25 protein-coding genes and 1 riboswitch are annotated in these 26,155 nt (G+C 60.9%); of the genes, 12 read left to right on the top strand and 13 right to left on the bottom strand.

Going from position 1 to position 26,155, the window contains the following annotated elements; translation table 11 throughout:
- Position 1: 1 nt before the first annotated feature.
- Entirely contained in the window at positions 2–937 is a 936-nt protein-coding gene (locus ACE3PP_RS14655) for a dimethyl sulfoxide reductase anchor subunit family protein (protein WP_374383562.1), read from the top strand.
- A gap of 5 nt (positions 938–942) precedes the next feature.
- Here the strand turns inward: ACE3PP_RS14655 and ACE3PP_RS14650 are convergent, their stop codons facing one another.
- Together ACE3PP_RS14650 and ACE3PP_RS14645 are read right to left on the bottom strand one after the other, a co-directional pair.
- Complete coding sequence (locus ACE3PP_RS14650) at positions 943–2,325, bottom strand: PleD family two-component system response regulator (RefSeq protein ID WP_374383560.1); 1,383 nt, start codon at positions 2,323–2,325, stop codon at positions 943–945.
- Between the two features lie 19 nt (positions 2,326–2,344).
- Positions 2,345–2,752, bottom strand: coding sequence for a response regulator (locus tag ACE3PP_RS14645; protein WP_374383558.1), 408 nt, complete (start codon positions 2,750–2,752; stop codon positions 2,345–2,347).
- A 179-nt stretch (positions 2,753–2,931) separates the two neighbouring features.
- Here ACE3PP_RS14645 and ACE3PP_RS14640 point away from each other — a divergent pair, with 179 nt between their 5' ends.
- Entirely contained in the window at positions 2,932–4,239 is a 1,308-nt protein-coding gene (locus ACE3PP_RS14640) for a DNA polymerase IV (protein ID WP_374383556.1), read from the top strand.
- Between the two features lie 4 nt (positions 4,240–4,243).
- Here ACE3PP_RS14640 and ACE3PP_RS14635 read toward each other — a convergent pair whose 3' ends face one another.
- Positions 4,244–5,044 carry an EipB family protein gene (locus ACE3PP_RS14635; protein WP_374383554.1) on the bottom strand — a complete coding sequence of 267 codons (801 nt, stop codon included), beginning with the start codon at positions 5,042–5,044 and terminating at the stop codon, positions 4,244–4,246.
- Positions 5,045–5,194: 150 nt separating this feature from the next.
- On the opposite strand from ACE3PP_RS14635, the gene ACE3PP_RS14630 reads away from it, so the two are divergent.
- A complete protein-coding gene (locus ACE3PP_RS14630; RefSeq protein WP_374383552.1) occupies positions 5,195–6,160 on the top strand; it encodes a 2-hydroxyacid dehydrogenase in 966 nt (321 codons plus the stop codon).
- 55 nt (positions 6,161–6,215) lie between these two features.
- Here ACE3PP_RS14630 and ACE3PP_RS14625 read toward each other — a convergent pair whose 3' ends face one another.
- Together ACE3PP_RS14625 and ACE3PP_RS14620 are read right to left on the bottom strand one after the other, a co-directional pair.
- On the bottom strand, positions 6,216–7,721 hold the full coding sequence (locus tag ACE3PP_RS14625) for a Ppx/GppA family phosphatase (RefSeq protein WP_374383550.1): 1,506 nt from the start codon (positions 7,719–7,721) through the stop codon (positions 6,216–6,218).
- Positions 7,722–7,724: 3 nt separating this feature from the next.
- On the bottom strand, positions 7,725–9,881 hold the full coding sequence (locus tag ACE3PP_RS14620; protein WP_374383548.1) for an RNA degradosome polyphosphate kinase: 2,157 nt from the start codon (positions 9,879–9,881) through the stop codon (positions 7,725–7,727).
- 161 nt (positions 9,882–10,042) lie between these two features.
- Here ACE3PP_RS14620 and ACE3PP_RS14615 point away from each other — a divergent pair, with 161 nt between their 5' ends.
- Positions 10,043–10,558, top strand: a complete 516-nt coding sequence (locus tag ACE3PP_RS14615; protein WP_374383546.1) for a histidine phosphatase family protein — start codon at positions 10,043–10,045, stop codon at positions 10,556–10,558.
- Here ACE3PP_RS14615 and ACE3PP_RS14610 read toward each other — a convergent pair.
- Positions 10,555–12,111, bottom strand: a complete 1,557-nt coding sequence (locus ACE3PP_RS14610) for a CHAD domain-containing protein (protein WP_374383544.1) — start codon at positions 12,109–12,111, stop codon at positions 10,555–10,557. The genes ACE3PP_RS14615 and ACE3PP_RS14610 overlap by 4 nt on opposite strands.
- Before the next feature lie 212 nt (positions 12,112–12,323).
- Here ACE3PP_RS14610 and ACE3PP_RS14605 point away from each other — a divergent pair, with 212 nt between their 5' ends.
- Positions 12,324–12,761 carry a cytochrome c gene (locus ACE3PP_RS14605; protein ID WP_374383542.1) on the top strand — a complete coding sequence of 146 codons (438 nt, stop codon included), beginning with the start codon at positions 12,324–12,326 and terminating at the stop codon, positions 12,759–12,761.
- A gap of 57 nt (positions 12,762–12,818) precedes the next feature.
- Here the strand turns inward: ACE3PP_RS14605 and ACE3PP_RS14600 are convergent, their stop codons facing one another.
- Both ACE3PP_RS14600 and ACE3PP_RS14595 read right to left on the bottom strand, forming a co-directional pair.
- On the bottom strand, positions 12,819–13,715 hold the full coding sequence (locus ACE3PP_RS14600; protein ID WP_374383540.1) for a cytochrome c: 897 nt from the start codon (positions 13,713–13,715) through the stop codon (positions 12,819–12,821).
- A gap of 176 nt (positions 13,716–13,891) precedes the next feature.
- Positions 13,892–14,806, bottom strand: coding sequence for a LysR family transcriptional regulator (locus tag ACE3PP_RS14595; protein ID WP_374383538.1), 915 nt, complete (start codon positions 14,804–14,806; stop codon positions 13,892–13,894).
- A gap of 136 nt (positions 14,807–14,942) precedes the next feature.
- Between ACE3PP_RS14595 and wrbA the strand changes: the two genes are divergently transcribed.
- Positions 14,943–15,539 carry an NAD(P)H:quinone oxidoreductase gene (wrbA, locus tag ACE3PP_RS14590; RefSeq protein ID WP_374383536.1) on the top strand — a complete coding sequence of 199 codons (597 nt, stop codon included), beginning with the start codon at positions 14,943–14,945 and terminating at the stop codon, positions 15,537–15,539.
- A 218-nt stretch (positions 15,540–15,757) separates the two neighbouring features.
- Positions 15,758–16,150, top strand: coding sequence for a hypothetical protein (locus ACE3PP_RS14585; RefSeq protein WP_374383533.1), 393 nt, complete (start codon positions 15,758–15,760; stop codon positions 16,148–16,150).
- Here the strand turns inward: ACE3PP_RS14585 and ACE3PP_RS14580 are convergent, their stop codons facing one another.
- Positions 16,151–16,456, bottom strand: a complete 306-nt coding sequence (locus tag ACE3PP_RS14580) for a hypothetical protein (protein ID WP_374383531.1) — start codon at positions 16,454–16,456, stop codon at positions 16,151–16,153.
- Between the two features lie 31 nt (positions 16,457–16,487).
- Positions 16,488–16,687: riboswitch (cobalamin riboswitch) on the bottom strand.
- A 167-nt stretch (positions 16,688–16,854) separates the two neighbouring features.
- Here ACE3PP_RS14580 and ACE3PP_RS14575 point away from each other — a divergent pair.
- The 3 genes from ACE3PP_RS14575 to ACE3PP_RS14565 all read left to right on the top strand — a co-directional run bounded on the left by ACE3PP_RS14575 (position 16,855) and on the right by ACE3PP_RS14565 (position 20,158).
- Positions 16,855–18,042: a phosphoserine transaminase gene (locus ACE3PP_RS14575; RefSeq protein WP_374383529.1), complete on the top strand. Its 1,188-nt coding sequence runs from the start codon at positions 16,855–16,857 to the stop codon at positions 18,040–18,042.
- Positions 18,043–18,044: 2 nt separating this feature from the next.
- The gene (gene serA, locus ACE3PP_RS14570; RefSeq protein ID WP_374383527.1) at positions 18,045–19,625 is read left to right on the top strand and encodes a phosphoglycerate dehydrogenase; all 1,581 of its coding nucleotides are present in this window, start codon (positions 18,045–18,047) and stop codon (positions 19,623–19,625) included.
- A 191-nt stretch (positions 19,626–19,816) separates the two neighbouring features.
- Positions 19,817–20,158: a hypothetical protein gene (locus ACE3PP_RS14565; protein ID WP_374383525.1), complete on the top strand. Its 342-nt coding sequence runs from the start codon at positions 19,817–19,819 to the stop codon at positions 20,156–20,158.
- Here ACE3PP_RS14565 and ACE3PP_RS14560 read toward each other — a convergent pair.
- On the bottom strand, positions 20,116–20,322 hold the full coding sequence (locus ACE3PP_RS14560) for a hypothetical protein (RefSeq protein ID WP_374383523.1): 207 nt from the start codon (positions 20,320–20,322) through the stop codon (positions 20,116–20,118). The two genes, ACE3PP_RS14565 and ACE3PP_RS14560, sit on opposite strands and share 43 nt — an antisense overlap.
- A gap of 55 nt (positions 20,323–20,377) precedes the next feature.
- Here ACE3PP_RS14560 and ACE3PP_RS14555 point away from each other — a divergent pair, with 55 nt between their 5' ends.
- On the top strand, positions 20,378–21,397 hold the full coding sequence (locus ACE3PP_RS14555; RefSeq protein ID WP_374383521.1) for an NAD(P)-dependent oxidoreductase: 1,020 nt from the start codon (positions 20,378–20,380) through the stop codon (positions 21,395–21,397).
- A gap of 63 nt (positions 21,398–21,460) precedes the next feature.
- On the opposite strand, the gene ACE3PP_RS14550 is transcribed toward ACE3PP_RS14555, so the two are convergent.
- Positions 21,461–22,294 (bottom strand): N-acyl homoserine lactonase family protein, encoded by an 834-nt coding sequence (locus ACE3PP_RS14550; RefSeq protein WP_374383519.1) that lies wholly within the window; start codon positions 22,292–22,294, stop codon positions 21,461–21,463.
- A gap of 141 nt (positions 22,295–22,435) precedes the next feature.
- Between ACE3PP_RS14550 and ACE3PP_RS14545 the strand changes: the two genes are divergently transcribed.
- Positions 22,436–23,308, top strand: a complete 873-nt coding sequence (locus ACE3PP_RS14545) for a helix-turn-helix domain-containing protein (RefSeq protein ID WP_374383517.1) — start codon at positions 22,436–22,438, stop codon at positions 23,306–23,308.
- Positions 23,309–23,368: 60 nt separating this feature from the next.
- On the opposite strand, the gene ACE3PP_RS14540 is transcribed toward ACE3PP_RS14545, so the two are convergent.
- Both ACE3PP_RS14540 and ACE3PP_RS14535 read right to left on the bottom strand, forming a co-directional pair.
- Positions 23,369–25,048 (bottom strand): formate--tetrahydrofolate ligase, encoded by a 1,680-nt coding sequence (locus tag ACE3PP_RS14540; RefSeq protein WP_374383515.1) that lies wholly within the window; start codon positions 25,046–25,048, stop codon positions 23,369–23,371.
- A gap of 226 nt (positions 25,049–25,274) precedes the next feature.
- The gene (locus tag ACE3PP_RS14535; protein WP_374383513.1) at positions 25,275–26,144 is read right to left on the bottom strand and encodes a dimethylarginine dimethylaminohydrolase family protein; all 870 of its coding nucleotides are present in this window, start codon (positions 26,142–26,144) and stop codon (positions 25,275–25,277) included.
- Between the last annotated feature and the right edge of the window lie 11 nt (positions 26,145–26,155).

The raw sequence follows: 26,155 nt of genomic DNA, 5'->3' as shown, positions 1-26,155 counted from the left end.
CATGCATCCCGCCTATTCCGTGATCTTCTTTACCTGCGCATCAGGCGCCGGCTATGGCCTTTTGGGTCTGCTCGGCCTGCTCGGTGCCCTGGGAATCCTGCCGGCCGACCGCTGGTTCGGCCTGACCGGCTTCCTTGTCGGCCTCATCGCGGTCACCGCCGGGCTGCTCTCTTCGACCTATCATCTGGGCCGACCGGAGCGAGCCTGGCGTGCCTTCTCGCAATGGCGCTCGTCCTGGCTTTCGCGCGAAGGCGTTCTCGCCGTCGCTACCTATGTCCCGGCCGGCCTCACTGCCCTCGGCTGGGTCATCTTTCAAGAGATCTGGTGGCTGCCGGCGCTTTTCCTCGCGCTGTTGACGCTCGCAACCGTCACCGCTACCGCCATGATCTATGCGAGCCTCAAGACGATCCGGCGCTGGAACAATGGCTGGACCCTCCCCGGCTATCTTTCGATGGGCTTGGCGAGCGGTGCCCTGTGGCTCGCTTTCCTCAACTGCCTTTTCGACGCGACGAGCATCACGGTCGATTTCGTCGCCCTGCTCGCTTTGGCCGCTGCAGCCACCCTCAAGATCGGCTACTGGCGCTTCGTGGATACCGAGCTCGGCGCCGCCACGGCCGGCTCGGCTACAGGCCTCGGCCGGTTCGGCCGCGTGCGCCTCTTTACCGCCCCGCACACGGAAGAAAACTACCTGCTGCAGGAAATGGGCTACAAGGTCGCCCGCAAGCATGCGCTGAAGCTGCGGCGGATCGCCTGGCTCGCCGGCTTCGGCGGCCCATTTCTCGCCTTGCTCATGGCGCTGTCGCTGCCCTCGGCAGCAGTACCGCTGCTGCTGTTGGCCTTGGCGGCGAACGCGATCGGGACTGTCACCGAGCGCTGGCTGTTCTTTGCCGAGGCGCGCCACGTCGTGACGCTCTATTACGGGGCGGAAGCCGCCTAAAGGAGTTAGAGCAGGGCCGAGGGGTCTGCGGCCACCTGGTTGCGACCGCTTTGCTTGGCCCGGTAGAGCGCAGCGTCGGCGAACTTCAACAGTTCTTCGCCCGGTATCACCTTGGTTGTGGCAGCAAGCCCGATAGAGACCGTGACCGACAATTCGCTGTTGGGTGCCCCATCTACCTTCATCGGCGTCTCGGCCACGCGCTTACAGAGGCGTTCCGCCACTTTCAACGCCGCCGGTCCGTCGGTATCAGGCAACAGGCAGACGAATTCCTCGCCGCCGGTCCGCGCCACCATATCGAAATTGCGCATCGCCGCGGTCGCCCGCTGCGCGAATTGCTTCAGCACCTCGTCGCCGGCGGCATGGCCATAGGTGTCGTTGACGTTCTTGAAACGATCGAGATCGCAGACCAGGACGCTCAGAGCCTTGCCGCTTTCCTTCACCCGGTCCATCAGTCCGTCGAGATGCCGCATGGCATAGCGGCGGTTATAGAGCCCAGTCAGACTGTCGGTCAGGGCCAGCGACAAGCTGCGCTCGTAATTGGCCCGCAGCCGATCCTGATAGCGCCGACGCCGCACCTGAATGCGGACGCGCGCCAGCAGCTCGTTGGGATCGATCGGCTTCATCAGGTAGTCGCTGGCGCCGATATCAAGGCCCTTGATCAGGCGCGGCATGTCGAACTCCTCGACGATGAGGAGGATCGGCACTTGCCGCGTTTCTTCCTGCGACCTCAGATGCGAACAAAGGCGCAATCCGTCCTCGCCACCCACTTGGATATTGGTGATGATGAGGTCGAAGCGCTTGTTGGCGGCGAGCTCCTGTGCCTTTGCGACATTGTCGCTGACTTCGACCGAATCATTGTCCTTGGCTAGCACCTGGACAACGCGCTGCGCCGCCGGCGCGAAGCTCTCGACCAGCAGCACGGCGGCATTGCGGTCGTCATTGACCTCCGGCTCATTCGAACCGAGCAGATCGAATTGTCCCGACGTCTGCTCGCGCATCCGCCATTCGTCCATGATCATCTTCAGCCGGACCAGCGAGCGGACCCGCGCGAAGAGAGCCAGATCGTTGACCGGCTTGGTGAGGAAGTCGTCGGCGCCGGCTTCCAGCCCGCGCACGCGGTCGCTGGGGTCGCTCAATGCAGTGACCATCACGACGGGCAGGAAATGCGTTTTCGGGTTGGCGCGGATGCGCGCGCAGACTTCGAACCCGTCCATCTCCGGCATCATCACGTCGAGGAGCACGATGTCGGGAATCTGCTTGTCGATGAGTTCCAGTGCTTCCTTGCCGCTGGAGGCACTGACGACTTCGAAATATTCGGCGGCAAGCTTGGCTTCAAGCAGGCGCACGTTCGCCGGTATGTCATCAACGACCAGAATGCGAGCAGACATCTAGCGGGCCTGCTCGGTGCTATTGCAGGAAGCGGTCGACGGTTTCCAGAAACTGGACGACGGAGATCGGCTTGGCAATATAGGCCTCGCAGCCGCCCTCTCGGATCTTCTCCTCATCGCCCTTCATGGCGAAGGCGGTCACGGCGATGATAGGGATCGCACGAAGATTGTCATCTTCCTTGATCCACTTGGTGACTTCCAGGCCGGACACTTCCGGCAGCTGGATATCCATCAGGATCAAATCCGGCTTGTGCTGGCGGGCGAGCTTCAGGGCGTCCATGCCATCCTTGGTCTGCAGGATGTTATAGCCCTGCGCCTGGATGAGGTCGTGGAAAAGCTTCATATTGAGTTCGTTGTCTTCGACGATCAGAATTGTCTTCGACGCCGCTTTTTTGCGCTTTTCTTCGGACGAAAGCTGTTCTGCCATAAATCCTCCCACCGGCCCCGCTACCGGCACCCCGCTATCCGACTCAACCTGTGCGGCATAGGGGTCACTCGACCCTATTCCCGCCGGTTTTTCAATGCCATATTAGTAAATGTTCGACGAAAATTCCAAGGTGAATCCGAACTTTGGTAAGTTTCGATCACCTGACAGGGTCCCTGACAATGCCCAGCATTTGTCGCGAATGTGAAGCATTCCTGCCTGATCCGCCTGGAGCGGCGTTGTCCAGCAACGATTCCGACCGGCCCACACACCCGTTTCGCTGCCCGGTCTGTCGGTCGCCCCGGATTTTTTCCCACCCCGAACTGACCTCACTCAGCATCGGCCATGTCGATTGCGATGCCTTCTACGCGGCAGTGGAAAAACGGGACCGCCCGGAACTTCGCGACAAGCCACTTATCATTGGCGGCGGACATCGTGGTGTCGTTTCGACCTGCTGCTATATCGCCCGGTTGAGCGGGGTCCGCTCCGCCATGCCGATGTTCACCGCCCGCAAACTCTGCCCTGAAGCGGTGGTTCTGCCGCCGGACATGGCGAAATACCGCAAGGTCGGCCACCAGATCCGCACCATGATGCTCGACCTCACGCCACAGGTCGAACCCCTCTCCATTGACGAGGCCTTTCTCGATCTCACCGGCACGTCGGCGCTGCATAAAATGAGCCCGGCGCAATCGTTGAACCGGCTTGCCCTGCGGGTCGAGCGTGAGATTGGCGTCACTGTGTCGATCGGCCTCAGCCACAACAAGTTCCTCGCCAAACTGGCCTCCGATCTAGATAAGCCGCGCGGTTTTTCCGCCATTGGCGTAGCGGAAACACTGACCTTCCTGGCAGAACGCCCCGTCGGCATGATCTGGGGCGTGGGCAAGGTCATGCGCGAACATCTGGCCAAAGATGGCATCGTCAAAATGGGCCAGATCCAGCGGATGGAAGTCGAGGTACTTGCCGCACGTTATGGCCAGATGGGCACGCATATCTGGCGTTTGGCACGCGGCCAGGACAACCGCCGGGTGGAACCCGACACCGCTGCCAAAAGTATTTCTGCAGAAACGACTTTCGATGTCGACATTGCCGATCTCGATACTTTGTCGGCGGAGTTGTGGCCACTTTGCGAGAAAGTCGCTTATCGATTGAAGGCGGCCGATCTCGCCGGTCAGGTCGCTCATTTGAAACTGAAGACGGCGGGCTTTCGTCTGGTCACACGGCAAGTACGTCTCCCGGCCCCCACTCAACTGGCCGAAACGCTCTACAGGGCAGGTCTCGCGCTGCTGAAAAAGGAAGCAGCCGGCGACTGGTACCGCCTCATCGGCATCGGCGTCGATGCTCTGCAGGGGGCCGAGGACGCGGACCCGGTCGATCTTGCCGATCCTGATGCCGATCGGCGGCGGCGCGTCGAGCAGGCGATGGACAGTGTTCGCGCCAAACTCGGCAAGGATGCCATCGTGAAGGGCCGCAGCCTCAAGACCCTCAAATAGGCGCTCAGCACCCCTCGCCGGCCAATGGTGTCAATTCGTCCATGACGGCGTGAACCTTCAGATCGCCCAGTGCAAAAACCAGACTGCCCACAACACCGTTGGCATAGAGGCGCATGCTTTGCTCGGTGTCGGGTACGCCTTCCGGAGATCCGCTCATGTAAAACGCCAAGGCTGCAGGAAAGGACCGCACGCCCTTAAGGCCGCCGAACTCCTTGCCGTCCGGCTTCCATTTGGCATCGCCGGGCCCAAGCGCTGCCCCGACTTCTACAGCTTGATTGTCGATCGACCCGTCGAAAAGATTGGCCAGCAAATAGGGGGCACCATCGGTATCCGCCTTGATCATCGCCACTGTGTGCTGAACCGGAAACAAGGTTCCTGCCGGCAAGGTGAACTCGGCCTGCTGCGGCAGATCGGCAATCACTTTGGCTTCTCCATCCGCCGAATCGCGCCGAGCTTCGCCTCGTCTGCGCGACGTTTCCTGCCCGTCGGAAAGTTCACGCGTGAAATAGCGATAGCGCTTGCCGTCCTTTGACTCCCAACTCACCTGGCTCCAGCCCAGCCGGTGAATCTCGCCGTCCTCTCCGGCCAGGGCGATTTCAGCCTTCAGATCCATGGCCCAGCCGTCGCAGACATCCTTGATCTCGAAGGTCATCAGGCCGTTGCCGCCGGTGAGCGTACCGCCCTTTCCCAAGTCAAGCTCATAGACCACCCGGTGGGGCAGAAGGTCGGCCCGGACGGGCAAGGCGAGCGAGCCGGCGGCGCAAAAACTGCACAGCCCGACCAGGAATTTGCGGGAAATCGACAAACAGAGCGCCCTTTCTTGTCGTCTACGGGGCAATAGGAGCCGTTCCTGGCAAGTATGGCATGTGCCCACTTTGCATGATAGACGGCTCAATCCGTCGGCCGGCTCCGGGCAAAGTGCCCGGCTCCGAGCCGCGCTTCCAGGGGAAAATGAATGACCGCCCGGCCCAAACTGCTGATCACCCGTCGCTTGCCCGATGCCGTCACCAAGCGGGTCGAGACCCATTACGACGCCGAATTCAACATCGACGACCATGTCATGACGCCGGATGAATTGGTCAGCAAGGCCCAGGGCAAGGACGCGCTTCTGGTTACCCCGGTCGACAAGATCACCCCGGAACTGGTCGAACGCCTGCCGGCCTCGATCAAGATGATCGCGACCTTCTCGGTGGGCTTCGAGCATATCAACGTCCCCGCCCTGAAGGCCCGTGGCATCCGCGCCTCCAACACGCCGGATGTGCTGACCGATGCGACGGCCGACATCGCGCTGCTGCTTATGCTCGGTGCCGCCCGCCGTGCCTATGAGGGCGAGCGTGCGGTTCGCGACGCCACCTGGAAATCCTGGTCGACGGTCTACATGCTGGGCGTTCACGCCACCGGCAAGCGCCTGGGCATCTTCGGCATGGGCCGCATCGGCCAAGCTGTCGCCAAGCGTGCTCGCGCCTTCGACATGACCATCCACTATTACAATCGTTCGCGGCTGTCGCCGGACCTTGAACAGGGTGCCATCTACCACAAGTCGGCCGAAGACATGCTGTCGCATTGCGACTTCCTGTCGATCAATGCACCGGGCGGCCCGGAAACGCAGCATTGGCTGAATGCCGATCGCATCGCCCGCATGCCGGATGGTGCCATCGTCGTCAATACGGCGCGCGGCGGCCTGGTCGATGATGCGGCCCTGATTGCGGCGCTGAAGTCCGGCAAGCTTTTCGCCGCCGGCCTCGATGTGTTCGAGAACGAACCCAATCTCAACCCGGCCTATCGCGAACTCTCGAACGTGTTCCTTCTGCCCCATCTCGGCAGCGCCACAATCGAGACGCGCAACGCGATGGGCTTCAAGGCGCTCGACAATCTCGACGCCTTTTTCGCCGGCCGACCGCTGGTCGACCCGATTGCGTAAAGACTGAAATGGATCATGCCCGGGCTCGCCCCGGGCATGATTCTGGCCGTCAGGATTAGACGATAGCGACCGGCAGGCCGAAGGCCCTGCCGACGGCATCCAGTCTCCGCTGCACCGCCTCGCCGAACAGCGCGCCACCATCTTTGGGCAGGTGCAGTTCCAGGCGCTCGTTGCGCTTTTCAATCGACGTCAATTTCAGCATTTGCTCCGTCCCGGCACTCAGCGCATAGGCAAGGCGCAGGGCGGCACCAGCGCGTGCAGCGAACGACCTGTCTTCCTCTTCCAGCAGGCCCGTCAATTGCTGGGCATAGGAGGCCTCCTGGTTGCCGCCGTAGCGAGTGGCGATGATCAGCGCCAGGACGATCCGCTCCGGATGGGTGATACCCGCTACGGGCAATCGCAGCACCCGAAGGAAGGCATGCTCCGCCCGGTAATCCGGATGCTCGCGCCAAGCGATGTCCGACAACAGGCAAGCGGCCTCGCGCAGGCGCGCCCGCGCCTTCCCCTCTGAACGGAAAAGGGGCGCCAGCCAATCGTCGACCAGATCGCTCACCGAACCAAAACGGCCATCGGCGCCGCCGATCTCCGCACAGCCGACCAGCAGCGGATCACTCGACTGCGCCTGAGCATCCAATGTGCTGAAGAGGTAGCCTTCACGCAGTCCGTAAGCTGAATACAGCACGCATTCCGGCTTCACCGCTTTAAGGAGCCGTTCAAGAACCAGCGCGCCGTAAGGCAAAGTTTCAAGACGCCGGCGCGACATCCCGGCGATGTTGGCCAATGACTTTTTGCCGAGGTGCGCCAGGACATTTGCCAATTCCTCGCTCTGCCTGCGCGACATGCGATACTCATGAATGACGTGGAGCGGATAGTGCGTCTGCTCCATGTGAATGCGCGCCAGCGACCGCCAGGTGCCACCGACGGGATAGAGCATCTTGCCCTTGACTTCTGTGAGCCACGGGAGCTTTTCCAGGTGCCGGTCGATGACGCGCTGCGCCTCGTCGATACTTCCGTTCGTCGCTTCGACCAGACGCAGCGGACCCAGCGGCAATGTGACATGTTCCTTGATCTGGCCGGCAACCAGCCGGACCAGTTCCAGACTACCGCCCCCCAAATCGCCCATCAGGCCATCCGCCTCCGGAATGCCTGCCAGGACCCCCATCGCAGAAAGCTTGGCTTCATCCTCACCCGTGACGATCTGCACTTTGCGACCGGTTTGCTTTTCGATGGTCGCGGCGAAAGATTTGCCGTCCTTCGCATCACGGACAGCGGCTGTTGCCAGCAAGGCGATGCTGTCGACACCCATCGCTTCGGCCATGTTCACAAAGCGCCGGATGTTCACCAATGCGGCTTCGGTGCCATCCGGATTGAGCATGCCGTGCCGCTCGAGCCCCTTGCCCAATCCGGGCTGCGCTTTCTCATTAAACACCGGCACCGGACAGCGCGAACGCCTGTCGAAGACGACCAAGCGCAACGAGTTCGAACCGATATCGATGACGGCGGCGCGCCCGGACTTGGTGGCCCGGGCGGTAGCTGTTGCCTTGCGGAGTGATGCGGTCACGAATTAGGCCTTCGGCAAATCCAGTTTGGAGATCTTCTTCTGCTTCTTGAGAGCCGAGCCTCGGCCAGAGAGGCTGGGGTTGGTCATGAAATAAGTATGGGCGCTAAAGCCGACGATTCCGTCGGCGGGAGCAAGGCGATGGTAGACACCTTCCGAATCCAACTCCCAGCTCTGAAGATTGTCCTTCAGATTGGCCATCATGATCTGGTCGAGGACCTGCTGATGCACCGTCGGATTCTCGATCGGCACCATAATTTCCAGACGGCGATCCATATTTCTCGGCATCCAGTCGGCCGAGGAAATGAAGACCTTTGCGTGCCGCGACGGCAGCGCGTGCCCGTTTCCAAAGCACATAATGCGCGAATGCTCCAGGAAGCGGCCGATGATGCTCTTGACTCGGATATTCTCGGACAGGCCCTTCACCCCCGGACGCAGGCAGCAAATGCCGCGGATGATCAGCAGCACTTTGACGCCCGCTTGGCTTGCGCGATATAGCGCGTCGATGAGGCCGCTATCCACCAGTGAATTGAGCTTCACCCAGATGACGCCAGCCCTACCCGCTTTGACATGCTCGATTTCATCGTCGATGAGCTTCAGGATCGTCGTGCGGAGAGTGCTCGGGGCGAATGCAATCTTCTCAGTGGATTGTGGCCGCGCATAACCGGTCATGTAATTGAAGAGCCGCGCGCCGTCGTGACACAGGCCTGGATCGCTGGTGAAGAAGCTGAGGTCGGTATAGACCTTGGCTGTGATCGGATGATAGTTGCCGGTGCCGAAATGGACGTATGTTTTAAGTCCGCCACCCTCGCGGCGCATCACCATCGACACTTTCGCATGGGTCTTCAGTGCGACGAAGCCATAGACGACCTGCACCCCGGCCCGTTCCAGATCGCGTGCCCAGCGGATGTTCGCAGCCTCGTCAAAACGCGCTTTCAACTCAACCAGTGCCGTGACGGACTTACCGGCTTCGGCTGCTTCGATCAGGGCCTTGACGATGGGGCTGTCATCGCTGGTGCGGTAGAGCGTCTGCTTGATCGCCACCACGTTGGGATCACGCGCGGCCTGCAAGATGAACTGCACGACCACGTCGAAACTCTCGTATGGGTGATGAACGACGATGTCCTTGGTGCGGATGGCAGCGAAGCAATCGCCGCCCATCTCGCGGATGCGCTCCGGAAAACGCGGATTGAAGGTCTGGAATTTGAGGTCCGGCCGGTCACCGATGATGAGCTGCGACGTCGCAGCAAGGCCGATGAGACCATCGAGGACGAACACATCCTCGCGGTCGACATCAAGTTCGTCGATCACGAACGATAGCAGATCTTCCGGCATCTCGGCATTGACCTTGAGGCGGATCACCATGCCGCGACGGCGTCGCTTCAGCGCTGTTTCATAATGGCGGACGAGATCCTCGGCCTCTTCCAAAACCTCAATTTCGCTGTCGCGGATGAGACGGAAGTAGCCCTTGCTGATGACCTCGAAGCCGGGGAACAGGCGATCAAGATAAAGGCCGACCACGGATTCCAGCGTCAGGAAGCGCACGTTATAGGGATCGCGGCCCGGCAGGCGCACGAACCGCGGCAGCAAGTTGGGCAACATGATCAGCGCCCGCATCGGCTTGCCGTCACTCTGCTGACGCAGCTCTAGAACGACCGAGAAGCCGAGGTTGGGAATGAACGGGAACGGATGCGCCGGATCGACCGCCATCGGCGTCAGCACGGGGAAGATCTGATCCATGAAATGGTTGTCGAGCCATTCCATCTCCGCGCCAGTCACTTCCGATGGCTCGATCACCGAGATGCCGTTCTCGCGCAGCTCCTCGCGCAAGGATCGCCAATGCGTCTGCTGGGTGCGCATCAGTTCGCCGGAACGTTGGTTGATCGCCGCCAGCTGCTGCGTCGCCGTCAGCCCGTCGGCGGAAATGACGTTCACGTTGGCGCGCTCCTGCCCGCGCAGACCCGCGACGCGCACCATGTAGAATTCGTCGAGATTGTTGGCCGAGATCGAAACGAAGCGAACGCGTTCCAACAGCGGGTGCGCGCGGTTTCCGGCCTCTTGGAGCACGCGCTCGTTGAAGGCCAGCCAGGAAAGTTCCCGGTTGATGAAACGATTGAGCGCGTCCGGCTGGTATTTCTGTTCAACCAATTGTGCGTCGTCCACAGGCAGGTCCCTATCCTAGTCCGGTTCACGTTGAAGCTACTGCCGGCCGCTGCTTTCTCGAAGCCGCCGCTGGTGTTGGTACGGCGGCTCTTCTACAGTATAAGCCAGCTACTTGATGCTGGGTATTCCATATAAATCAATTACTTCAATTTGATGACAGAATGAAGACACTGATCCTTATGCGGCATGCGAAATCGGCCTGGGATGCCGATGATCTTCCCGACCATGACCGGCCGTTGTCGGATCGCGGCCGGGCAGCAGCACCTGCCATGGGGCGCTGGCTGAAAAGCAACCGCGTGCGCCCTGATCTGATCCTCTGTTCAACAGCGGCCCGCGCCACAGAGACGCTCGAACTGGTATCTGAGTACCTCCCGAAAACGACCCAAACACGCCGTTTGGAGAGCCTTTATATGGCCCTTCCGCGCGAGATCCTCGCGGCCATCGCCCAGGAGAAGGCGGCGACGCTCATGCTCATCGGCCACAACCCAGGCATCGGCAGCCTGGCGCATTGGCTGGCTGGCGAGGGCGACCCCAAGCAGCTTGCCAGGATGCAGGAGAAGTTCCCGACCGGGGCAGTCGCCATCATCGAGTTCAACGTGGATTCCTGGCAGGATATCGATGGTGAACAGGGGCGTCTGGTGCATTTCGCCTGCCCCAAGGAAATGTCGAAAGACTAACGCTCGCCCCAGAATTTCTTCTGCGCCCGGAACGTTTCCCAGGTTTCCTCGAAACCGCCGAGATCGCGCGCGATGCGGGCATTCTGCCAACCCAAAACCACGCCGCGCAGGTACGCCGCATCGGCCGGTGACAGGCCGCTTTCCCGGCTCAGTCGATCAATCAGATCGACCAGCAAGTGTCGCCCCACGACGGCATCGTTGAGCGAGCCAAGATGGTCCTGGATGAGGCCCAAATGGAGCAGGTACTTCTCGGCCTTCTTGGCCGGATAGAGCGACTGGAACGCCTGCGCGCCGTAGCGCATCTTCTTGGCAAGAAGGCGCAGACGGTGCATCTCCGGTTCGGACAATTGGCCGTGCTCGCCACCCAGTTTGACAAGCCGTTTGTGCGCGCGAGCGAGCCAATTGTCGGCGAAGTCACGCACCGGTTGGTCGATCACGGCAAGGGCCTCGTCGGTGTGGCCGCGCCATGAACTTGTCAGTAGATGCCGGTAGATCTGCAGCAACATGACAGTATAGCGGGGATTTCCGAGAGCCAGATGCGCCCGCCGCCGCGCCTCAGCCCGGGCCGTCTCGGCAAGCGTCACGAGCGCACCGATCGACTGCTGGTTTTGCAAGCGCCGCTGCATCGGCAGAAGCGTATCGGCGATCAGAACATCAAGATCGCGCGCCGGACCGAATTCGCGTTGCAACCAACGCAGATCGATCGACATAACGGCGTGGGCACCATCATCGATCAATTCGCGGAAGGCACCGATCCCGGCGCGAAAACGGCGAATGGCAACCCGGAACTGGTGGATCGCCTCGTCATCCTCAGATTCCTCGATCGCTGCCTCGTTGGCGCGGAGTTGCTCGAGGCAGTTCCGGGCAAGTGCTGCAAAAGCATCGGCCGCCGTCCCCTTGCGCATCAGCGTGAGCGGCTCCGCCCGAATGGGCAGAGCGCGCGTTCCCTGGGCGAGGGCATAACCACGCGCCGCCTTGGTCGAGCGCCCAAGCCGCGCCGGGATATCATCGGCCAGCCGTTCAGCCAGCAGGAACAGGTCGGCCGGTTCGCCGCTCTTCAGTTCCAGCTCGATTTCGGCGATGGGCACTTTGTTGGCGCGTACGGCAATTTCACCGCGGTCGAATGCAACCTCGACCGAGCTGCCGCCACGCATGACCATCCAGGCCGACCGTTCGAAATGCGTGGTAAAGACGGCGCGCAGCTTCTTGAACACGCCTTCCTTCTGCAATTTCTTCCGCAGCTTGGCATCAGCGATCGCCTCAGCAAGAGGTCGCGTGCCTTTGATTTCCGCTTCGAACTCCAAGAAGGATTGCAGGCCATCGACCTTCTCGCCCGGTGCCTTCAACGTCTGGATGCGCCGCCCGCCCGCGCGGCGAATGCGCAAGGCCATGCCGTGGCGCTTCAGCCATTCATCGCCCGTATCGAAATAAGTCGTTTCGAATTGATGGTGGCTTGGCTTGCCGACCTCAAGGAGGGCGCGCAAGACAGTCAGTTTCGGGGCGGGAACGCCTTCCGGCAGAACCAGCTTCAGCTCGATTTCGTGATTTTTCATTGTCCCAACCGCATCCGGCGCGATCCTAATCAGGCTGAGGCTGGATAAATAATGACGGTTTAATGACAATTTGCTCAATTCACGTCAAAAAAGTCCTACATATTCACAAAAACGTGAACCATATCCGTCTTCATCGCCCTGTCAGGTTGAAGACGGCATACTTCACCCCCTTAGGGAGCAGCCAACACCCTGAAATCGGAGGGAAAAGCCAAATGAAGCACGTGAAGTCGATGTTGGGCGTCGCGGCGGTACTTTTCGCGCTGGGCGGCGCGGCACAGGTTGCCGCGGAATCGCCGCGCGAAGACGCAATGAAAGAAATGGGCAAGAGCATGAAGGCCATCAAGGATCTGATCAGCGCCGGTGGGCCCGCCGCCGATGCAACCGATCCGGCCAAGAAAATTGCCGAAATCGCCGCCAAGATCCCCGACTTGTTCCCGCAAGGCTCCGATACGCCGGACGACGAGGCCAAGGCTGACATTTGGCAGAATTGGGACGATTTCACCGCCAAGGGGAAATCCCTGCAGGACGAAGCGAATCTGCTGGTCTCCGCAGCCGGTGGCGGCGATATCGCGACGGTTGGTGCGCAGTTCGAAAAGGTCGGCGGCGCCTGCGGTGCCTGCCACAAGGCCTATCGCGAAAAGACCAACTGACAGCGGCGTCAAGGCGCGCAGTTGGAGAGGCGGCGTGGACACCCCACGCCGCCTTCTCTATTTCAGGCTGGAGAGATATTCGGCGATGGCGTGGATATCCTCATCGGGCAGCAGCGAGATATTATGCTGTACCTCCGCCATGCCGCCCTTCGACAGATCGTTATAGAAGCCTTCCTCACCCTGCTTCAGCGCATCGGCAAGTTCGCCAGCGTCCTTATACTTTTTGCGCCCGATCAAATCGCGCAAGCTTGGGACTTGGCCGCGCCCCTCCGGATGCGGACCACCGGCGAAAGCCTGGTCGGTGTCCATTATCATCATGGCATTTCGGGGCGTGTGGCACTCGGCGCAATGTCCTGGCCCATTCACCAAATAAGCACCCCGATTCCAGATAGCGGACTGCGAAGAGTCTTCGGTGATTTGCGGCAAAGCCGCCATCTTTTGCCAGAGGCCGACGCCGCGTCGGAGCACCCACGGAAACGGAATATCGTCTTCCTTCCTCGGCGCGGACACAGCAGGCAGAGTCATCAGATAGGCATGCAGATCGAGCACGTCTTCCGTCTTCATCCGCCCATAGGAAACGTATGGAAACGCAGGCACGTAATGTGCGCCCACCGGGCTGACACCGTGCTGGACTGCATCAACAAAATTCGCGTCGGTCCACGCACCGATGCCGGTCGCTTTGTCCGGCGTGATGTTGGGTGGATAGAGCGTGCCGATGGGTGTTACCAAGGGCGCGCCACCCGAGGGCAGCTTCATGTCGGCCCCACTATCGTCGGCTGGATGATGGCAGGAAATGCAGCCGCCGATATGATAGAGGCGCTCGCCATTGGCAAGGTCCGGCGTGTGAATGGGCAGCGCCGCCGCATCAACATGGGTCGGCGACGACGCCCAGAACAGACCGACGCCGAGGAGCGCGGCCAGCAGGAGGATCGCCACGGTCAAACGCGTTTTCATATGCAACCCATTTCAATTGAACGACACTTCAAGATTGGCAAGTTACCAGCAGGACGTCCAGTAACGCGTGTAGCACGCGCTGCTTCGCAAAGATGCGTTGGCTGACCCCGCGAACTTTCATAGCGCGATGAACTGTCATCTATCTGTCGGGCCACGTCAGCCCTCTGAATTCGATCCTAAAGCGCTGCATCCATCCAGGGATGCCGTTCACCGAAATATTCGGCCATCAGATCAATAAAAACGCGGACCTTGGGCGAGAGGTGCCTGTTCTGCGGATAGACCACATAGAGCGTCACGGCATCAGTCGGTGCATCCTTCAGCAGACGCACAACCTTTCCCTTGGCGAGTTCTTGCTCGATCGAGAAGATCGGCAGCAGAGCGATCCCGAGGCCAGCCATCAGCGGCTGGAGCAGAAGCGCACCGTTATTGCTTTGTATTGTTCCGCCGACGCGCACCGTCTTACGCCCCTGCGCCGTCTTGAAGCCCCAATCAAACGGTGCCGGCGATTGCGTGTAGATCAGGCAATTGTGCTCCTTGAGATCCTCCGGCCGCATGGGCTCGCCAAATCGCTTCAGATATTTCGGCGCGGCACAGACATAGCGTGGAATGGTGCAAAGCCGGCGCGCAACGAGGCTTGAATCCGGCAATTCCGTGCGGATGCGTATGGCTGCATCGAAGCCTTCTTCGATAAGGTCCACAAAACGGTCGCTGGCTTCAATGCTGAGGCGCAGCTTCGGATAGCGTGCCGCCAGTTCGCCGATGATCACCGGAAACTGAGCGGCACCAAAGGCATTTGGGACACTGAGGCGGAGCGAGCCCGCGGGTTCGGCCTGCAAATGCCTCACCTCCGCATCAGCTTCTTCCATCTCGTCGAGCAAACGGACCGTTCGTTCGAAATAGGCATGCCCGACTTCGGTGACCGAGAGACGCCGCGTGGTGCGATGAATGAGCGTCGCACCAAGATGCGCTTCAAGTTCACCAATCTGCTTCGAAACTGCCGCCTTGCTGAGATTGAGGCCACGCGCAGCTGCAGTGAAGCTGCCGAGTTCCACCACGCGGCGAAAGGTGCGCATCGCAGAAAGTTGGTCCATTTCGGCTACCGATTGTCATCTAAATGTGAACGATCTTATCACGACAGATAGAATTGTCGCCAACCCTGCCAAGGACCAAATTGTCTGCCGACTCGTTCTTCACCCAACTTATTTCCCCAAACTGCGTGAGGCTTTCATGACCAAGGTTCTTGTTCTCTATTATTCGAGCTATGGCCACATCGAACAGATGGCGGCGGCGGTTGCAGAGGGCGCGCGCAAGGGTGGTGCCGATGTCACCGTCAAGCGCGTGCCGGAACTGGTGCCGGAAAATGTCGCCAAGGCCAGCCACTTCAAGCTCGACCAGAGCGCACCCATCGCCAAGGTCGACGAACTGGCCGACTATGACGCGATCATCTTCGGCGCGCCGACCCGCTTCGGCGTTGCTGCATCCCAGATGCGCAACTTCCTGGACCAGACCGGCGGCTTGTGGGCCAAAGGCGCACTCATCGGCAAGGTGGGCAGCGTCTTCACCTCGTCGGCGACGCAGCATGGCGGTCAGGAATCCACGATCCTCTCGTTCCACACCACCTTGCTGCATCATGGCATGGTGATCGTCGGTCTTCCCTATTCCTGCGCCGCGCAGATGGGTACCGATGAAGTCAAAGGCGGTTCGCCCTATGGTGCGACCACGATTGCCAACGGCGACGGCAGCCGCCAGCCCTCCGAGCAGGAACTGGGCATGGCGCGTTTCCAGGGCGAGCATGTCGCCAAGATCGCTGCCAAGCTGAAGTAATTTCGTAGACAATCGGTCGAGAATGGCGCCGCAGTCCGGCGCCATTTTTCGTTTTATCTGCACTCTTATTACGCGTATATATGGTTCCGATTGTATATATGGGTGCAAGATGAATGAAAATACATTCGCCGTCGCGCCGGTCACGAACATGGCCGACTTCGACACCCTCTATTCGCTTGTGGCCAGTTGCCACGAGCTGTTTTCCCGAAGATGCCACCGTGCTGGGCAATGCGCTGTCTGCACTGGATCAAAACCGTGCAAGCCTGATGGCCATCGGTCGCTACAATGGGGATCCCATCTCCTTCTTCATCGTCGGCGTCGATACGGAGCCTGTCTTGCAGGCGATTTATGTTCCACCGGATATCCGCAACATGCGGTTGGGCTCGTCACTCTTCGTGATGCTGGCGACGTCGATGGCGATATCGGACATTGAAGTAGTCTCACTGCTCGCCTGGGGCTCCAACATTCGGTTCTTTGAAAGATTGGGCGCCAAACGGGCTCAGGGGCAGCGGCCCGACATGAACGGGGCGCTGCGCATGACCTTCCGTGCGGACGGCCTTCTCAGGCCGCCCGGCTGGTTCGAGAAGAATGTTCTGAAGAACGGAGATTAGTCAGTTGAGTGTCGAGCGACGGCGCGCCATCTGCGCCAGTCTTTCGCGCGGATATTCGGCAACCGTCTCGACAAGTTTTAGAAGAGCACCCGAAATACCGCTCGGCTGCATCGTCGCTGCGGGGCTATCGACCGTTTTGCCCAGCACTAGTTGCGCCGCTATTGCAGGGTCTAGATCATTGGGAAGTCCCATGATCCAGGCCAACAGCTTCAATTGCACCGGTTCGTGCACCACGCTGTCGAGCGCTGCCAACGACGCGCGCAGTTCAGCAGCATTGCAGCTTTGATTGGGAACGAGAGTCATCATCTGCCTCCGCCGGGCCCACCGCCCGGTCACATGAGTTACAACGGATGATGGCAGGTCTCCTGGCTTGCGGATCTCAGTGCCCGGCCGGCCTTCCCGGAATGCAGCATTCCAGTGGCTCGATCGGCGGGCACTCACCGCTCACAGTTGCGGGGGCAGCCGCGGTCTTACACCGCGTTCCCTATTAATCCCGGACCCTTTCGGATCGCGAGAACCATCGGTTCGCAAGCTAGTGCAGCGGCAGGCAAAAGGCAAAGATCGAAACGCCGCGCCGACTGTTCCTCCCCAATCGTTCAAGAAGCGACGCTTTTCATTCCCAGCTTGACATGGATCGGCGCATGAGCCATATCGGCCGTGGGCCACGCTCCCCCAACGGAGCGCCAGCGTTTGGAAGGAACGCCATGACTAGACCGCTTCAGCGGCCGATTCGGCCGCTATTTTCGTCGGGACCCTGCGCAAAGCGCCCCGGCTGGACTCCAACCCTCCTCGACAATCGCGACCCCAAGACCGCAACGCTCGGCCGTTCGCACCGCTCGAAAGCCGGCAAGGACAAACTTGCCGCCGTCATCGAACAGTCGCGGCGCATCCTCGGTATCCCGGCCGACTATCGCGTTGGCATCGTCCCGGCATCGGACACGGGTGCCGTTGAGATGGCGCTGTGGTCGCTGCTGGGGCCGAACCCCATCACCGTGCTGGCTTTCGAAAGCTTCAGCGATGAATGGGCAGGCGACATCATCAACGAACTTCATCTGCCGACCAAGGTGCGCCGAGCCGACTATGGCGCGCTGCCGGACTTATCGAACATCGATCCGGCAGACGATATCGTCTTTGCCTGGAACGGTACGACGTCCGGCGTGCGCGTGCCCAATGGCGACTGGATCGCCGACAACCGCACGGGTCTTACCATCTGCGACGCAACGTCGGCCGTCTTCGCGATGGACCTGCCGTGGACGAAGCTCGATGTCGTCACCTGGTCATGGCAGAAGGTACTGGGCGGTGAAGGCGGGCATGGCATGCTGGCCCTGTCGCCGCGCGCCGTCGCACGCCTGCAGAGCCATAAACCGGCTTGGCCGCTGCCCAAGATTTTCCGCCTGACCAAGAACGGCAAGCTGATCGAAGGCATCTTCAAGGGCGAGACCATCAACACACCGTCGATGCTGTGCGTCGAGGACCAGCTGGATGCCCTGAATTGGGCCGAAGAGATCGGCGGCCTGCCGGGCCTCATTGCCCGCAGCGAAGCCAATGCGCGCGAGATTGCCGATTGGGCCAAGCAGTCGAATTGGGTCGATTTCCTGGCCCAAGATCCAGCCACGCGTTCATGCACCAGCGTGTGCCTGCAGATCAAAGACCCGTGGTTCTCATCGCAAGACAAGGACAGGCAGCAGGCCGTCGCCAAGGACATTGTGAGCCTGCTTGAGAAGGAAGGGGTCGGGCTCGATATCGGCGCCTATCGCGATGCGCCGCCGGGCTTGCGCATCTGGTGCGGTGCTACCGTCGACCGCGCCGATGTTGCCGCCCTTCTGCCGTGGCTTGACTGGGCCTATGCCACCGTCAAAGCCAATGCCGCCCCGATCGCCAAGGAAGCCTGACCATGCCCAAAGTACTCATCTCGGACGAACTTTCGCCCGCCGCCGTGCAGATCTTCAAGGAGCGCGGCATCGAAGTTGTCGAAAAGACCGGCATGAAGCCGAAAGAACTTGCTGCCATCATCGGCGAGTTCGATGGCCTTGCCGTCCGGTCGGCCAGCAAAGTCACCGCCGACGTCATTGCCGCCGCCAAGAATCTGAAAGTCGTCGGCCGCGCCGGGATCGGCGTCGACAATATCGACGTGAAGGCAGCGACCGCTCGCGGCATCTGCGTCATGAACACGCCGTTCGGCAACAACATCACCACGGCCGAGCATTCGGTCGCCATGATGATGGCGCTGGCCCGGCATATTCCACTCGCCAATGAATCGACCCATGCCGGGAAGTGGGAGAAATCGCGTTTCGTCGGCGTCGAACTCTATGCCAAGACGTTGGGTCTGGTGGGTTGCGGCAACATCGGCTCGATCGTTGCCGACCGCGCGCAGGGGTTGAAGATGAAGGTTATCGCCTTCGACCCCTTCCTGTCACCTGAGCGCGCGCTCGACCTGGGCGTGGAGAAGGTCGAACTTGATGGCCTGCTGGCGCGGGCCGACTTCATCAGCCTGCATACCCCGCTCACGGACCAGACGCGGAACCTCATCGACAAGGCAGCACTTGCCAAATGCAAGGCTGGCGTCCGCATCATCAATTGCGCACGCGGCGGCCTTATCGTCGAAGAAGATCTGAAGGCCGCCCTCGACAGCGGTCATGTGGCAGGTGCTGCGCTCGACGTCTTTCCGGTCGAGCCGGCGACGGAGAATATCCTTTTCGGTCATCCCAACGTCGTCTGTACACCGCATCTCGGCGCTTCGTCGACCGAAGCGCAGCTCAACGTTGCAATCCAGGTTGCCGAACAGATGTCGGACTTCCTGCTGCATGGTGCCGTCACCAATGCACTGAACATGGCCTCGGTCACAGTCGAAGAGGCGCCGAAGCTCAAACCCTATATGAAGCTTGCCGACCAGCTTGGCGCCTTCGCCGGCCAAGCGACCGAAACCGGCATCATGAAGGTGGTCGTCGAATATGAGGGCCAAGTCGCGACGCTCAACACGCGCCCGCTCACGGCACTCATCCTCCAGGGACTGTTGAAGCCGCTTCTCTCGGACAGCGTCAACATGGTGAACGCGCCACTCGTCGCCAAGGAGCGCAACATCGATTTGACGGAGGTGAAGCATGATCGCGAGGGCGACTATCACACCCTCATCCGCCTGACCGTCCAATCGGAGCGCTGGTCGCGCTCGATCGCCGGGACGCTCTTTGCCGACCAGCGGCCGCGCGTCGTCGAAATCAAGGGCATCAAGATCGATGCCGAACTTGGGCCGCACATGCTTTATGTGACGAATGACGACAAGCCGGGCTTCATCGGCAAGCTCGGGACCCTCCTTGGCGACAAAGGGATCAATATCGCGACCTTTGCCCTCGGCCGGTCGGCCCCGGGACGGGACGCCATCGCCTTGGTCGAGATCGACGGTCCCATTCCCCCAGCCCTGCTTAAGGATGTCCAAGGCCTGCCCCAAGTCCAGCAAGCCAAGCATCTGGTCTTCTGAAAGGAAATTGCCATTTCTTGACAAGCGGTTGGCAGCACCGACCAGAACGGGCGGAAGTACTTCGACTCTTGCGGTTAACCTATTATTATGATTTGATCCGCGCTTGAGAGATTTTGCCGGAATCGGGGGCCTGCACGACGCAAGTTCGGCTTGGTGACCGGCGCTCCAAACCAATCAAAAGGGGTAATCGCATGATGAAGATCTTCTTGCCCGTGCTGGGCGCTCTCGCCTTGACGGCCTGCGCTGTCGAGCCGCAGTTTGACATTCACCAGCAGGTGTCCGGCCTGTGCGGCAATGCCGAAACGGCAATGAAGACCTTGGCCGATGCCGAAGCGTCGACCGCTGCCGAAGTATACAAGGGCAGCAACACTGTTGCGGTCGATTCGGCCGTCGCCGACCTGCTCGGTGGTGACTACCCGGAAATCGCGGCGGCCGGTGGCAGCGCCCCGACCAACGATTACTGGCGCCATACCGAACTGCGCTGGAATGATTATGACGCCGCCTGCATCGGTGCCCGCGCGCCGAAGCCGTAACGGCTGATCGCATTCGCTTGAAAGAGGCTGCTGGGCTGTTCGCCCAGCGGCCTTTTTCTTGCTAATCCGCCATCCTGATGCAGCCCCGGATTTGTCTCGAATTTTCGCTTTATCGTATTGATTTTACTGTAATATTTCTGTGCGGCCATTTCGCGCAGGGTCATCTGGTGCTATCTTTCACGCATCGACTCAATGACCCTGCTTATCGGTGAGCCGCCCATGCCAAACCGCAAGCTCATCCTGATCGCCGGCCGCAACGCGGTCCTCGCCCAGGAACTCGACGACATGATCTGGCCTGCCGGCTATGAAGCCCGCGCCCTGACCGGGCTGGAGCTGGGGATCCTCAACATCGACCGATTGCGCCGGAACCTCGCAACCCTGTCGCCGGTCCTCATCATCAACACGATCGGCTATGCCTCGGCCGACGGCGCCGAAAATCAGCGCGTCCTTACCCAGGCTCGCAGCCATTGGTCGGTAGGCGACCTTGCCGAGGCGGCCGGTTCGCTCGGCATTCCCTTGCTGCACCTTTCGTCGGATCAGGTCTTCGCCGGTGACAAGGGTGCCCCCTATCTTGAAACCGACCGGCCGGACGCCGTCAGCGTGTTCGGTCAGGCACTCGCCGCCGGAGAGGCCGAAGTGGGCGTCCATTGCGCCAACTTCGCCATCCTGCGCACTGGCTGGCTGTTTGGCGCCAAGGGGCACAACATGCTGAAAACCATGCTGTCGCTAGGCCGACGCGGTGGCCGCGTGCATGTCCCCAACGATCATATTTCCGGGCCGACGCCGGTGCGCGATCTTTGCGCGGCGCTGCGGCGCCTCGGCCTCGCCCTCATCGAAGGCGAGATTGCCGGCGGCAACATCCTGCACTTTGCCGGGGCGCCGACGGCGACCTGGTTTGAGTTCGCCAGTCATGCCTTGCGCCAGGCGACGCCATTCCAGGCACCGCCGGAGCTCATCCCCATCACGCCCAATCGCTTCGGCGTCACGGGTGCGCCTGCCCGCCGAACGGAACTCGACTGCCGCACAGCCAGCCGATTGCTTCGACTGGCAGCACCGGATTGGCGCCGGGCCCTCGACGATTGCGTTGAGGAGATCTGCCTGGCCGATCAGCGGACCGGCGACCTTGCTGCCCAGTACCTGGCCGATCAACAGCCCTACCGCCAGGTCGTTTCGGAAGATCGCCGCCGAGGCGCCCTGCCCTTCGGCGTCACGGCCGATCGCCGCGTGGCGGGGCGCTGAGCTTCAGCCTCAGACGCTCCCGCCCCGACAGTGTCTCGCGACCCCTGAGGCACTTCAGCAAGATCAATCGGCTGCCCGTGGAAAGGCCGGCAGCTTCCGGATATCCGACGCGTCGTGCTGGACGATGAGCAGAGCACCCAGCGATTTCGCCATATGCGTGAGGCGATCCATCGACGCCAGCGATTCCGCCCGGTCGGTATTGAACGGGGGCACGCCCTTCACTTTGATCTGCTCCTCGAAATGGACGATGTCGCCGCTCAGCAGCACCGGCCCGGTCTTGGCGAGCCTCACCAGAAGCGCGTAGCTCCCGGGCGTGTGGCCCGGCATCGACAGCATCGTCACCGAACCATCACCGAATACATCCTTGTCGCCCGTCACCGCCTCGACCGGCGCGCCGTCGGCGAGCCAAGGCTTTAGATGCTGCGGCACGGCGGCAAAGGGTAACGGATCGCGCTTCATCTCAGCCAGATCCAGGCTGCCCATCAGCAGCTTCGCCTGGGGAAATGCCGCCGCTTGGCCGGTGTGGTCGAAATGATAATGGCTGATACCGACCAGTTCGATCTGGTCCGGCTTAACATCGATCTTCGCCAACTGATCCGCCAGCGTCGCCTTCAATGTCGGCGCCATCGGTGCGTTCGGGTCGAGCGGGGCGTTGAGAAGCTCGGCGGGCAACCCAGTATCCCACAGCAGATATTGGGCATCGTGCCGGATGAGATAGCAGCTGTCGGTCAGCGTCCGGCTCTTCCCCGCATAGTCGAACGTGTCGGAAAAGGCGCTGAGATCCTTCACCAGGATGCTGCCGCAATCGAGCCGCCACAGTTTGACATCGGCCGCCGAGGCGGTGGACGCCGTGGCGCAGGCGATGATGCCAATCAAAGCCGCCAAAAACGATTTCATGATCTTCCTCCAATTGCGCGTTTGTGGAGACAAGATGGCCAATCCAGCATGAACGCATGTGCCGGAATTGATCAAATTCTGTGCCCGAAACGCTCACTTCCCGTTTGCGCGGCGGATCACCGCCGCCTTAAGCTTCCAGCCATGAATTACCTCGGCCAACAGGACGCGCTGCGCCAGCAGCTGCTATCTCGCCTTCGCCCCCTCGCCTCACCGGCTGGCGGGATTGGGGGGCAACCCGGCATGCATCATCATTGCAGCCAAATGTTCACTTATTGCTGTTTTGCCGCCGAGCGCGTCGTCGCTTTCGAGCCACCGCATGCGGTCATCGGCATCGTCCTCAGCGGCGCCAAGGAATTCTGGATCGGCGACCAGGGTCATCGCTATACCGCCGGCCATGTCTTCATCCTGCCCAAGGACATCAAGGTCGACGTCGTCAACATCCCGGACGAACGTCACGGCCTCTATGAATCGCTCTGCGTCCAGGTCCTCGAAGTTCCACCGTCCCTCGCCATAGCCGAAACGAAGGCAGGCCATCGCGGACATTTCGATGGCGAGGTTAAGCTGACGCCGGCCCTTGTCGACGCGCTCAGCCATGCTGCGCTGAGTCTCGCCGCCTCCGATCAGGCTTTGGCGATCGCCAAGCACCGCCTCAATGAAGTTCTGATGCTGCTGCACGGTGATCCGGCGGCGCGCTCGCTGTACGATGTCTCGCTGGTCGAGCGGATCACGCGGATGGTGGCGGCCGATCCGACCATGGACTGGACGGCGCAGCGGATTGCCGGAAAGATCGGCATGGGCGCCTCGACACTGCGTCGTCGCTTGCAGCAGGACGGCACCTCATTGCGCGAGGTCCTGGCCAGTGCCCGCATGCGCGTCGCGCGTAGCTTGCTCGAAAGCGGCACGGTCAATATCAGCGCGGCGGCGGAAGCGGCGGGCTACGCATCGCGATCCCATTTTGTGCGCCGCTACCGCAGCATCTTCGGCGCAGCTCCCAGCGAACATCGCGTCCGCTGACACCCCAAAAGAAAAGGCCGGCGCATCGCTGCGCCGGCCCAAATTGGACATGGTCCAGGCTTAGAACAAACCTTCGACCTCAAGCTTGTCGTTGAGGCGGATATGGTTCGCCGACGGAACGCGCGGCAGACCCGGCATGGTCATGATCTCGCCGCAGACGACGACGATGAACTCGGCACCGGCCGACAGACGAATCTCGCGGATCGGCACCACATGGTTCGACGGCGCGCCCTTGAGGTTCGGATCGGTCGAGAAGCTGTACTGGGTCTTGGCCATGCAGATCGGATAATGGCCAAAACCCATCTTCTCGAACTCGGCGAAGCGGTCACGCACCGCCTTGTCGGCGATGATGCCCTGCGCGCCATAGAGCGTCTGGGCGATGGTGCGGGTCTTGTCCCACAGACCCATATCGTCCGGATAGAGCGGCTTGAAGTTGCTGGTACCGTCGGCAAGCTTCACCACGGCGTGAGCCAGCTTCTCGGTGCCTTCCGAACCCAGGGCCCAGTGGTTGCACTCAATCGCTTCCGAACCGAGTTCAGCGCAAAGCTGACGCACGGCATCAAGCTCGGCATCGGTGTCGGCGACGAAGCGGTTGATCGCCACCACGGCCGGCACGCCGAACTTCTTCACGTTCTCGATATGGCGGGCGAGGTTCTCGCCGCCCTTCCTCACCGCCGCGACATTTTCCTTGCCGAGGTCTTCCTTGGCCACGCCACCGTGCATCTTCAGCGCACGGACGGTCGCGACGATCACGGCCGCCGACGGCTTCAGACCAGCCTTGCGGCACTTGATGTCGAAGAACTTCTCGGCGCCGAGATCGGCACCGAAGCCGGCTTCCGTCACGACATAATCGGCAAGCTTCAGCGCGGTCGTCGTGGCAATGACCGAGTTGCAGCCGTGGGCGATGTTGGCGAACGGGCCACCGTGAATGAAGGCCGGGTTGTTTTCCAGCGTCTGCACGATGTTCGGCGCGATTGCGTCCTTGAGAAGGACGGTCATGGCACCGTCGGCCTTGAGGTCGCGGGCATAGATCGGCTTCTTGTCGCGGGTATAGCCGACGATGATGTTGCCGAGACGCTTGGTCAGATCGGCAAGGTCGGTCGACAGGCAGAAGATCGCCATGACTTCCGACGCCACGGTGATGTCGAAGCCGTCTTCACGCGGGAAGCCGTTGGAAACGCCGCCCAGCGAATTGGTGATCTGGCGGAGCGCACGGTCGTTCATGTCCATGACGCGGCGCCAGGAGACGCGACGTGTGTCGAAGCCCAGCTCATTGCCCCAGTAAATATGGTTGTCGATGAGGGCCGAGAGCAGATTGTGGGCCGAGCCGATGGCGTGGAAGTCACCGGTGAAGTGCAGGTTGATATCTTCCATCGGAACGACCTGGGCGTAACCGCCACCAGCCGCACCACCCTTCACGCCGAAGCATGGACCAAGGCTCGGCTCGCGCAGGCAGATGATGGCCTTCTTGCCGATGCGGTTGAGACCATCGCCAAGGCCGACGGTCGTCGTCGTCTTGCCTTCGCCGGCCGGGGTCGGGTTGATCGCCGTCACCAGGATCAGCTTGCCGTCCTTGTTGCCCTTCAGCGACTTGACGTAGTCCATCGAGATCTTGGCCTTGGTATGGCCAAAGGGCATCAAATGCTCTTCCTTGATCCCCAGTTTCGCCGCGACTTCGCGGATCGGCTTCATTTTGGCTTCGCGGGCGATTTCGATATCGCTGCCGACCTTCTTCGACATGCAGATTCCCCTATGGATCAAGTCGTTTAACCTACGCTCGCAACCCCACTCGAAAGATCGGCCCGAACGCGTCGCCGCAAGACTAGGGCCGATTCAGGGGCCCCATCTGCCTAGCGGCGACTGATTTTTGTCGATTTCGCGCCGCCGTCAATGTCGCGATGGCGTCATTTTCTCATTCGTCTGGCCCGGAATTCTCATTCCGGCCCGTTGGTTAGGGGTCGGGAATTTAGACCCGTTCCAAAGGCCGTGTCAGGCAGGTGGGACCACCTTCGCCCGGGACCGAAATGGCATCGGCTTCGATCACATGGACCTTGCAGCCAGCCGCCTCCATGCGGGCCTTCGTTTCGGGATTGCCCTGCACCATCACCACCTCTCGCGGCGCGATGGCGAGAACGTTGCAGCCCATTGAGGCAAACTCACTGTCCGGCACCTCGACAAGCTTTTGCCCCCGCGCCAGCAGCCATTCCCTGAAGGGAATCGGCATCAGCGGCGAATAGACCAGTTGCAGGTCCTTGTCCAAAGGCGAGATCACCGACATCAGATGGAAGACGTCGCTCTGTCCCTTGTAATGCGGCATCACCGCCACTTCGACATGCACGTCCGGACCGACCAATTGCTTGAACTGGCGAATACCTTCGTCATTGGTGCGATAGGTACGGCCGATGGCGACCGTCTTCTCATCCAGCCAGATGAGATCGCCACCTTCCAGTTTGCCGTCTCCCTGAATCGCACCGATCACGGGAATCTGCGTTTCGGCAAAATAGGTACCGTGGATTGCCGGCTCCCCCGCCCGCTGCTTCTTGCCCATGTTGGCGAGAATGACGCCCCTGGGGCAAACAGCCGCCGCATCGCGCACATAGAGCGCGTCCATGGTCAGTTCCTTGGCGGGCGGCAGATAGAGGATATCGGCGCCAACGCTCCTGATGATATCGGCAAAGCGCTGATGCTCCGCCACCGCCTTCGTCATGTCCGGGCGGGTGTGATAGTTGAGATCCTTCCACTCGGCATCGATCTTGGCATCGCCCACAAAGGCGTCTGCCGGCCGGCGCATAGCCACGCGCTTCAGACGACCGAATTCATTGATACCCGACAGCATGGTTGCTCATC

The sequence above is a fragment of the Dongia sp. genome (assembly GCF_041910485.1).
Lineage (GTDB): Bacteria > Pseudomonadota > Alphaproteobacteria > Dongiales > Dongiaceae > Dongia.
Note: the sequence above shows the minus strand (reverse complement) of the source record. Positions and strands in the feature narration are given on the sequence as shown.

Excerpts from the sequence above, each read along its gene's own strand:
- ACE3PP_RS14655 (WP_374383562.1), top strand. The coding sequence starts at position 2 with ATGCATCCCGCCTATTCCGTGATCTTCTTTACCTGCGCATCAGGCGCC.
- ACE3PP_RS14650 (WP_374383560.1), bottom strand. The coding sequence starts at position 2,325 with ATGTCTGCTCGCATTCTGGTCGTTGATGACATACCGGCGAACGTGCGC.
- ACE3PP_RS14645 (WP_374383558.1), bottom strand. The coding sequence starts at position 2,752 with ATGGCAGAACAGCTTTCGTCCGAAGAAAAGCGCAAAAAAGCGGCGTCG.
- ACE3PP_RS14640 (WP_374383556.1), top strand. The coding sequence starts at position 2,932 with ATGCCCAGCATTTGTCGCGAATGTGAAGCATTCCTGCCTGATCCGCCT.
- ACE3PP_RS14630 (WP_374383552.1), top strand. The coding sequence starts at position 5,195 with ATGACCGCCCGGCCCAAACTGCTGATCACCCGTCGCTTGCCCGATGCC.
- ACE3PP_RS14615 (WP_374383546.1), top strand. The coding sequence starts at position 10,043 with ATGAAGACACTGATCCTTATGCGGCATGCGAAATCGGCCTGGGATGCC.
- ACE3PP_RS14610 (WP_374383544.1), bottom strand. The coding sequence starts at position 12,111 with ATGAAAAATCACGAAATCGAGCTGAAGCTGGTTCTGCCGGAAGGCGTT.
- ACE3PP_RS14605 (WP_374383542.1), top strand. The coding sequence starts at position 12,324 with ATGAAGCACGTGAAGTCGATGTTGGGCGTCGCGGCGGTACTTTTCGCG.
- ACE3PP_RS14600 (WP_374383540.1), bottom strand. The coding sequence starts at position 13,715 with ATGAAAACGCGTTTGACCGTGGCGATCCTCCTGCTGGCCGCGCTCCTC.
- ACE3PP_RS14595 (WP_374383538.1), bottom strand. The coding sequence starts at position 14,806 with ATGGACCAACTTTCTGCGATGCGCACCTTTCGCCGCGTGGTGGAACTC.
- wrbA (WP_374383536.1), top strand. The coding sequence starts at position 14,943 with ATGACCAAGGTTCTTGTTCTCTATTATTCGAGCTATGGCCACATCGAA.
- ACE3PP_RS14580 (WP_374383531.1), bottom strand. The coding sequence starts at position 16,456 with ATGATGACTCTCGTTCCCAATCAAAGCTGCAATGCTGCTGAACTGCGC.
- ACE3PP_RS14575 (WP_374383529.1), top strand. The coding sequence starts at position 16,855 with ATGACTAGACCGCTTCAGCGGCCGATTCGGCCGCTATTTTCGTCGGGA.
- serA (WP_374383527.1), top strand. The coding sequence starts at position 18,045 with ATGCCCAAAGTACTCATCTCGGACGAACTTTCGCCCGCCGCCGTGCAG.
- ACE3PP_RS14565 (WP_374383525.1), top strand. The coding sequence starts at position 19,817 with ATGATGAAGATCTTCTTGCCCGTGCTGGGCGCTCTCGCCTTGACGGCC.
- ACE3PP_RS14560 (WP_374383523.1), bottom strand. The coding sequence starts at position 20,322 with ATGACCCTGCGCGAAATGGCCGCACAGAAATATTACAGTAAAATCAAT.
- ACE3PP_RS14555 (WP_374383521.1), top strand. The coding sequence starts at position 20,378 with ATGCCAAACCGCAAGCTCATCCTGATCGCCGGCCGCAACGCGGTCCTC.
- ACE3PP_RS14550 (WP_374383519.1), bottom strand. The coding sequence starts at position 22,294 with ATGAAATCGTTTTTGGCGGCTTTGATTGGCATCATCGCCTGCGCCACG.
- ACE3PP_RS14545 (WP_374383517.1), top strand. The coding sequence starts at position 22,436 with ATGAATTACCTCGGCCAACAGGACGCGCTGCGCCAGCAGCTGCTATCT.
- ACE3PP_RS14540 (WP_374383515.1), bottom strand. The coding sequence starts at position 25,048 with ATGTCGAAGAAGGTCGGCAGCGATATCGAAATCGCCCGCGAAGCCAAA.
- ACE3PP_RS14535 (WP_374383513.1), bottom strand. The coding sequence starts at position 26,144 with ATGCTGTCGGGTATCAATGAATTCGGTCGTCTGAAGCGCGTGGCTATG.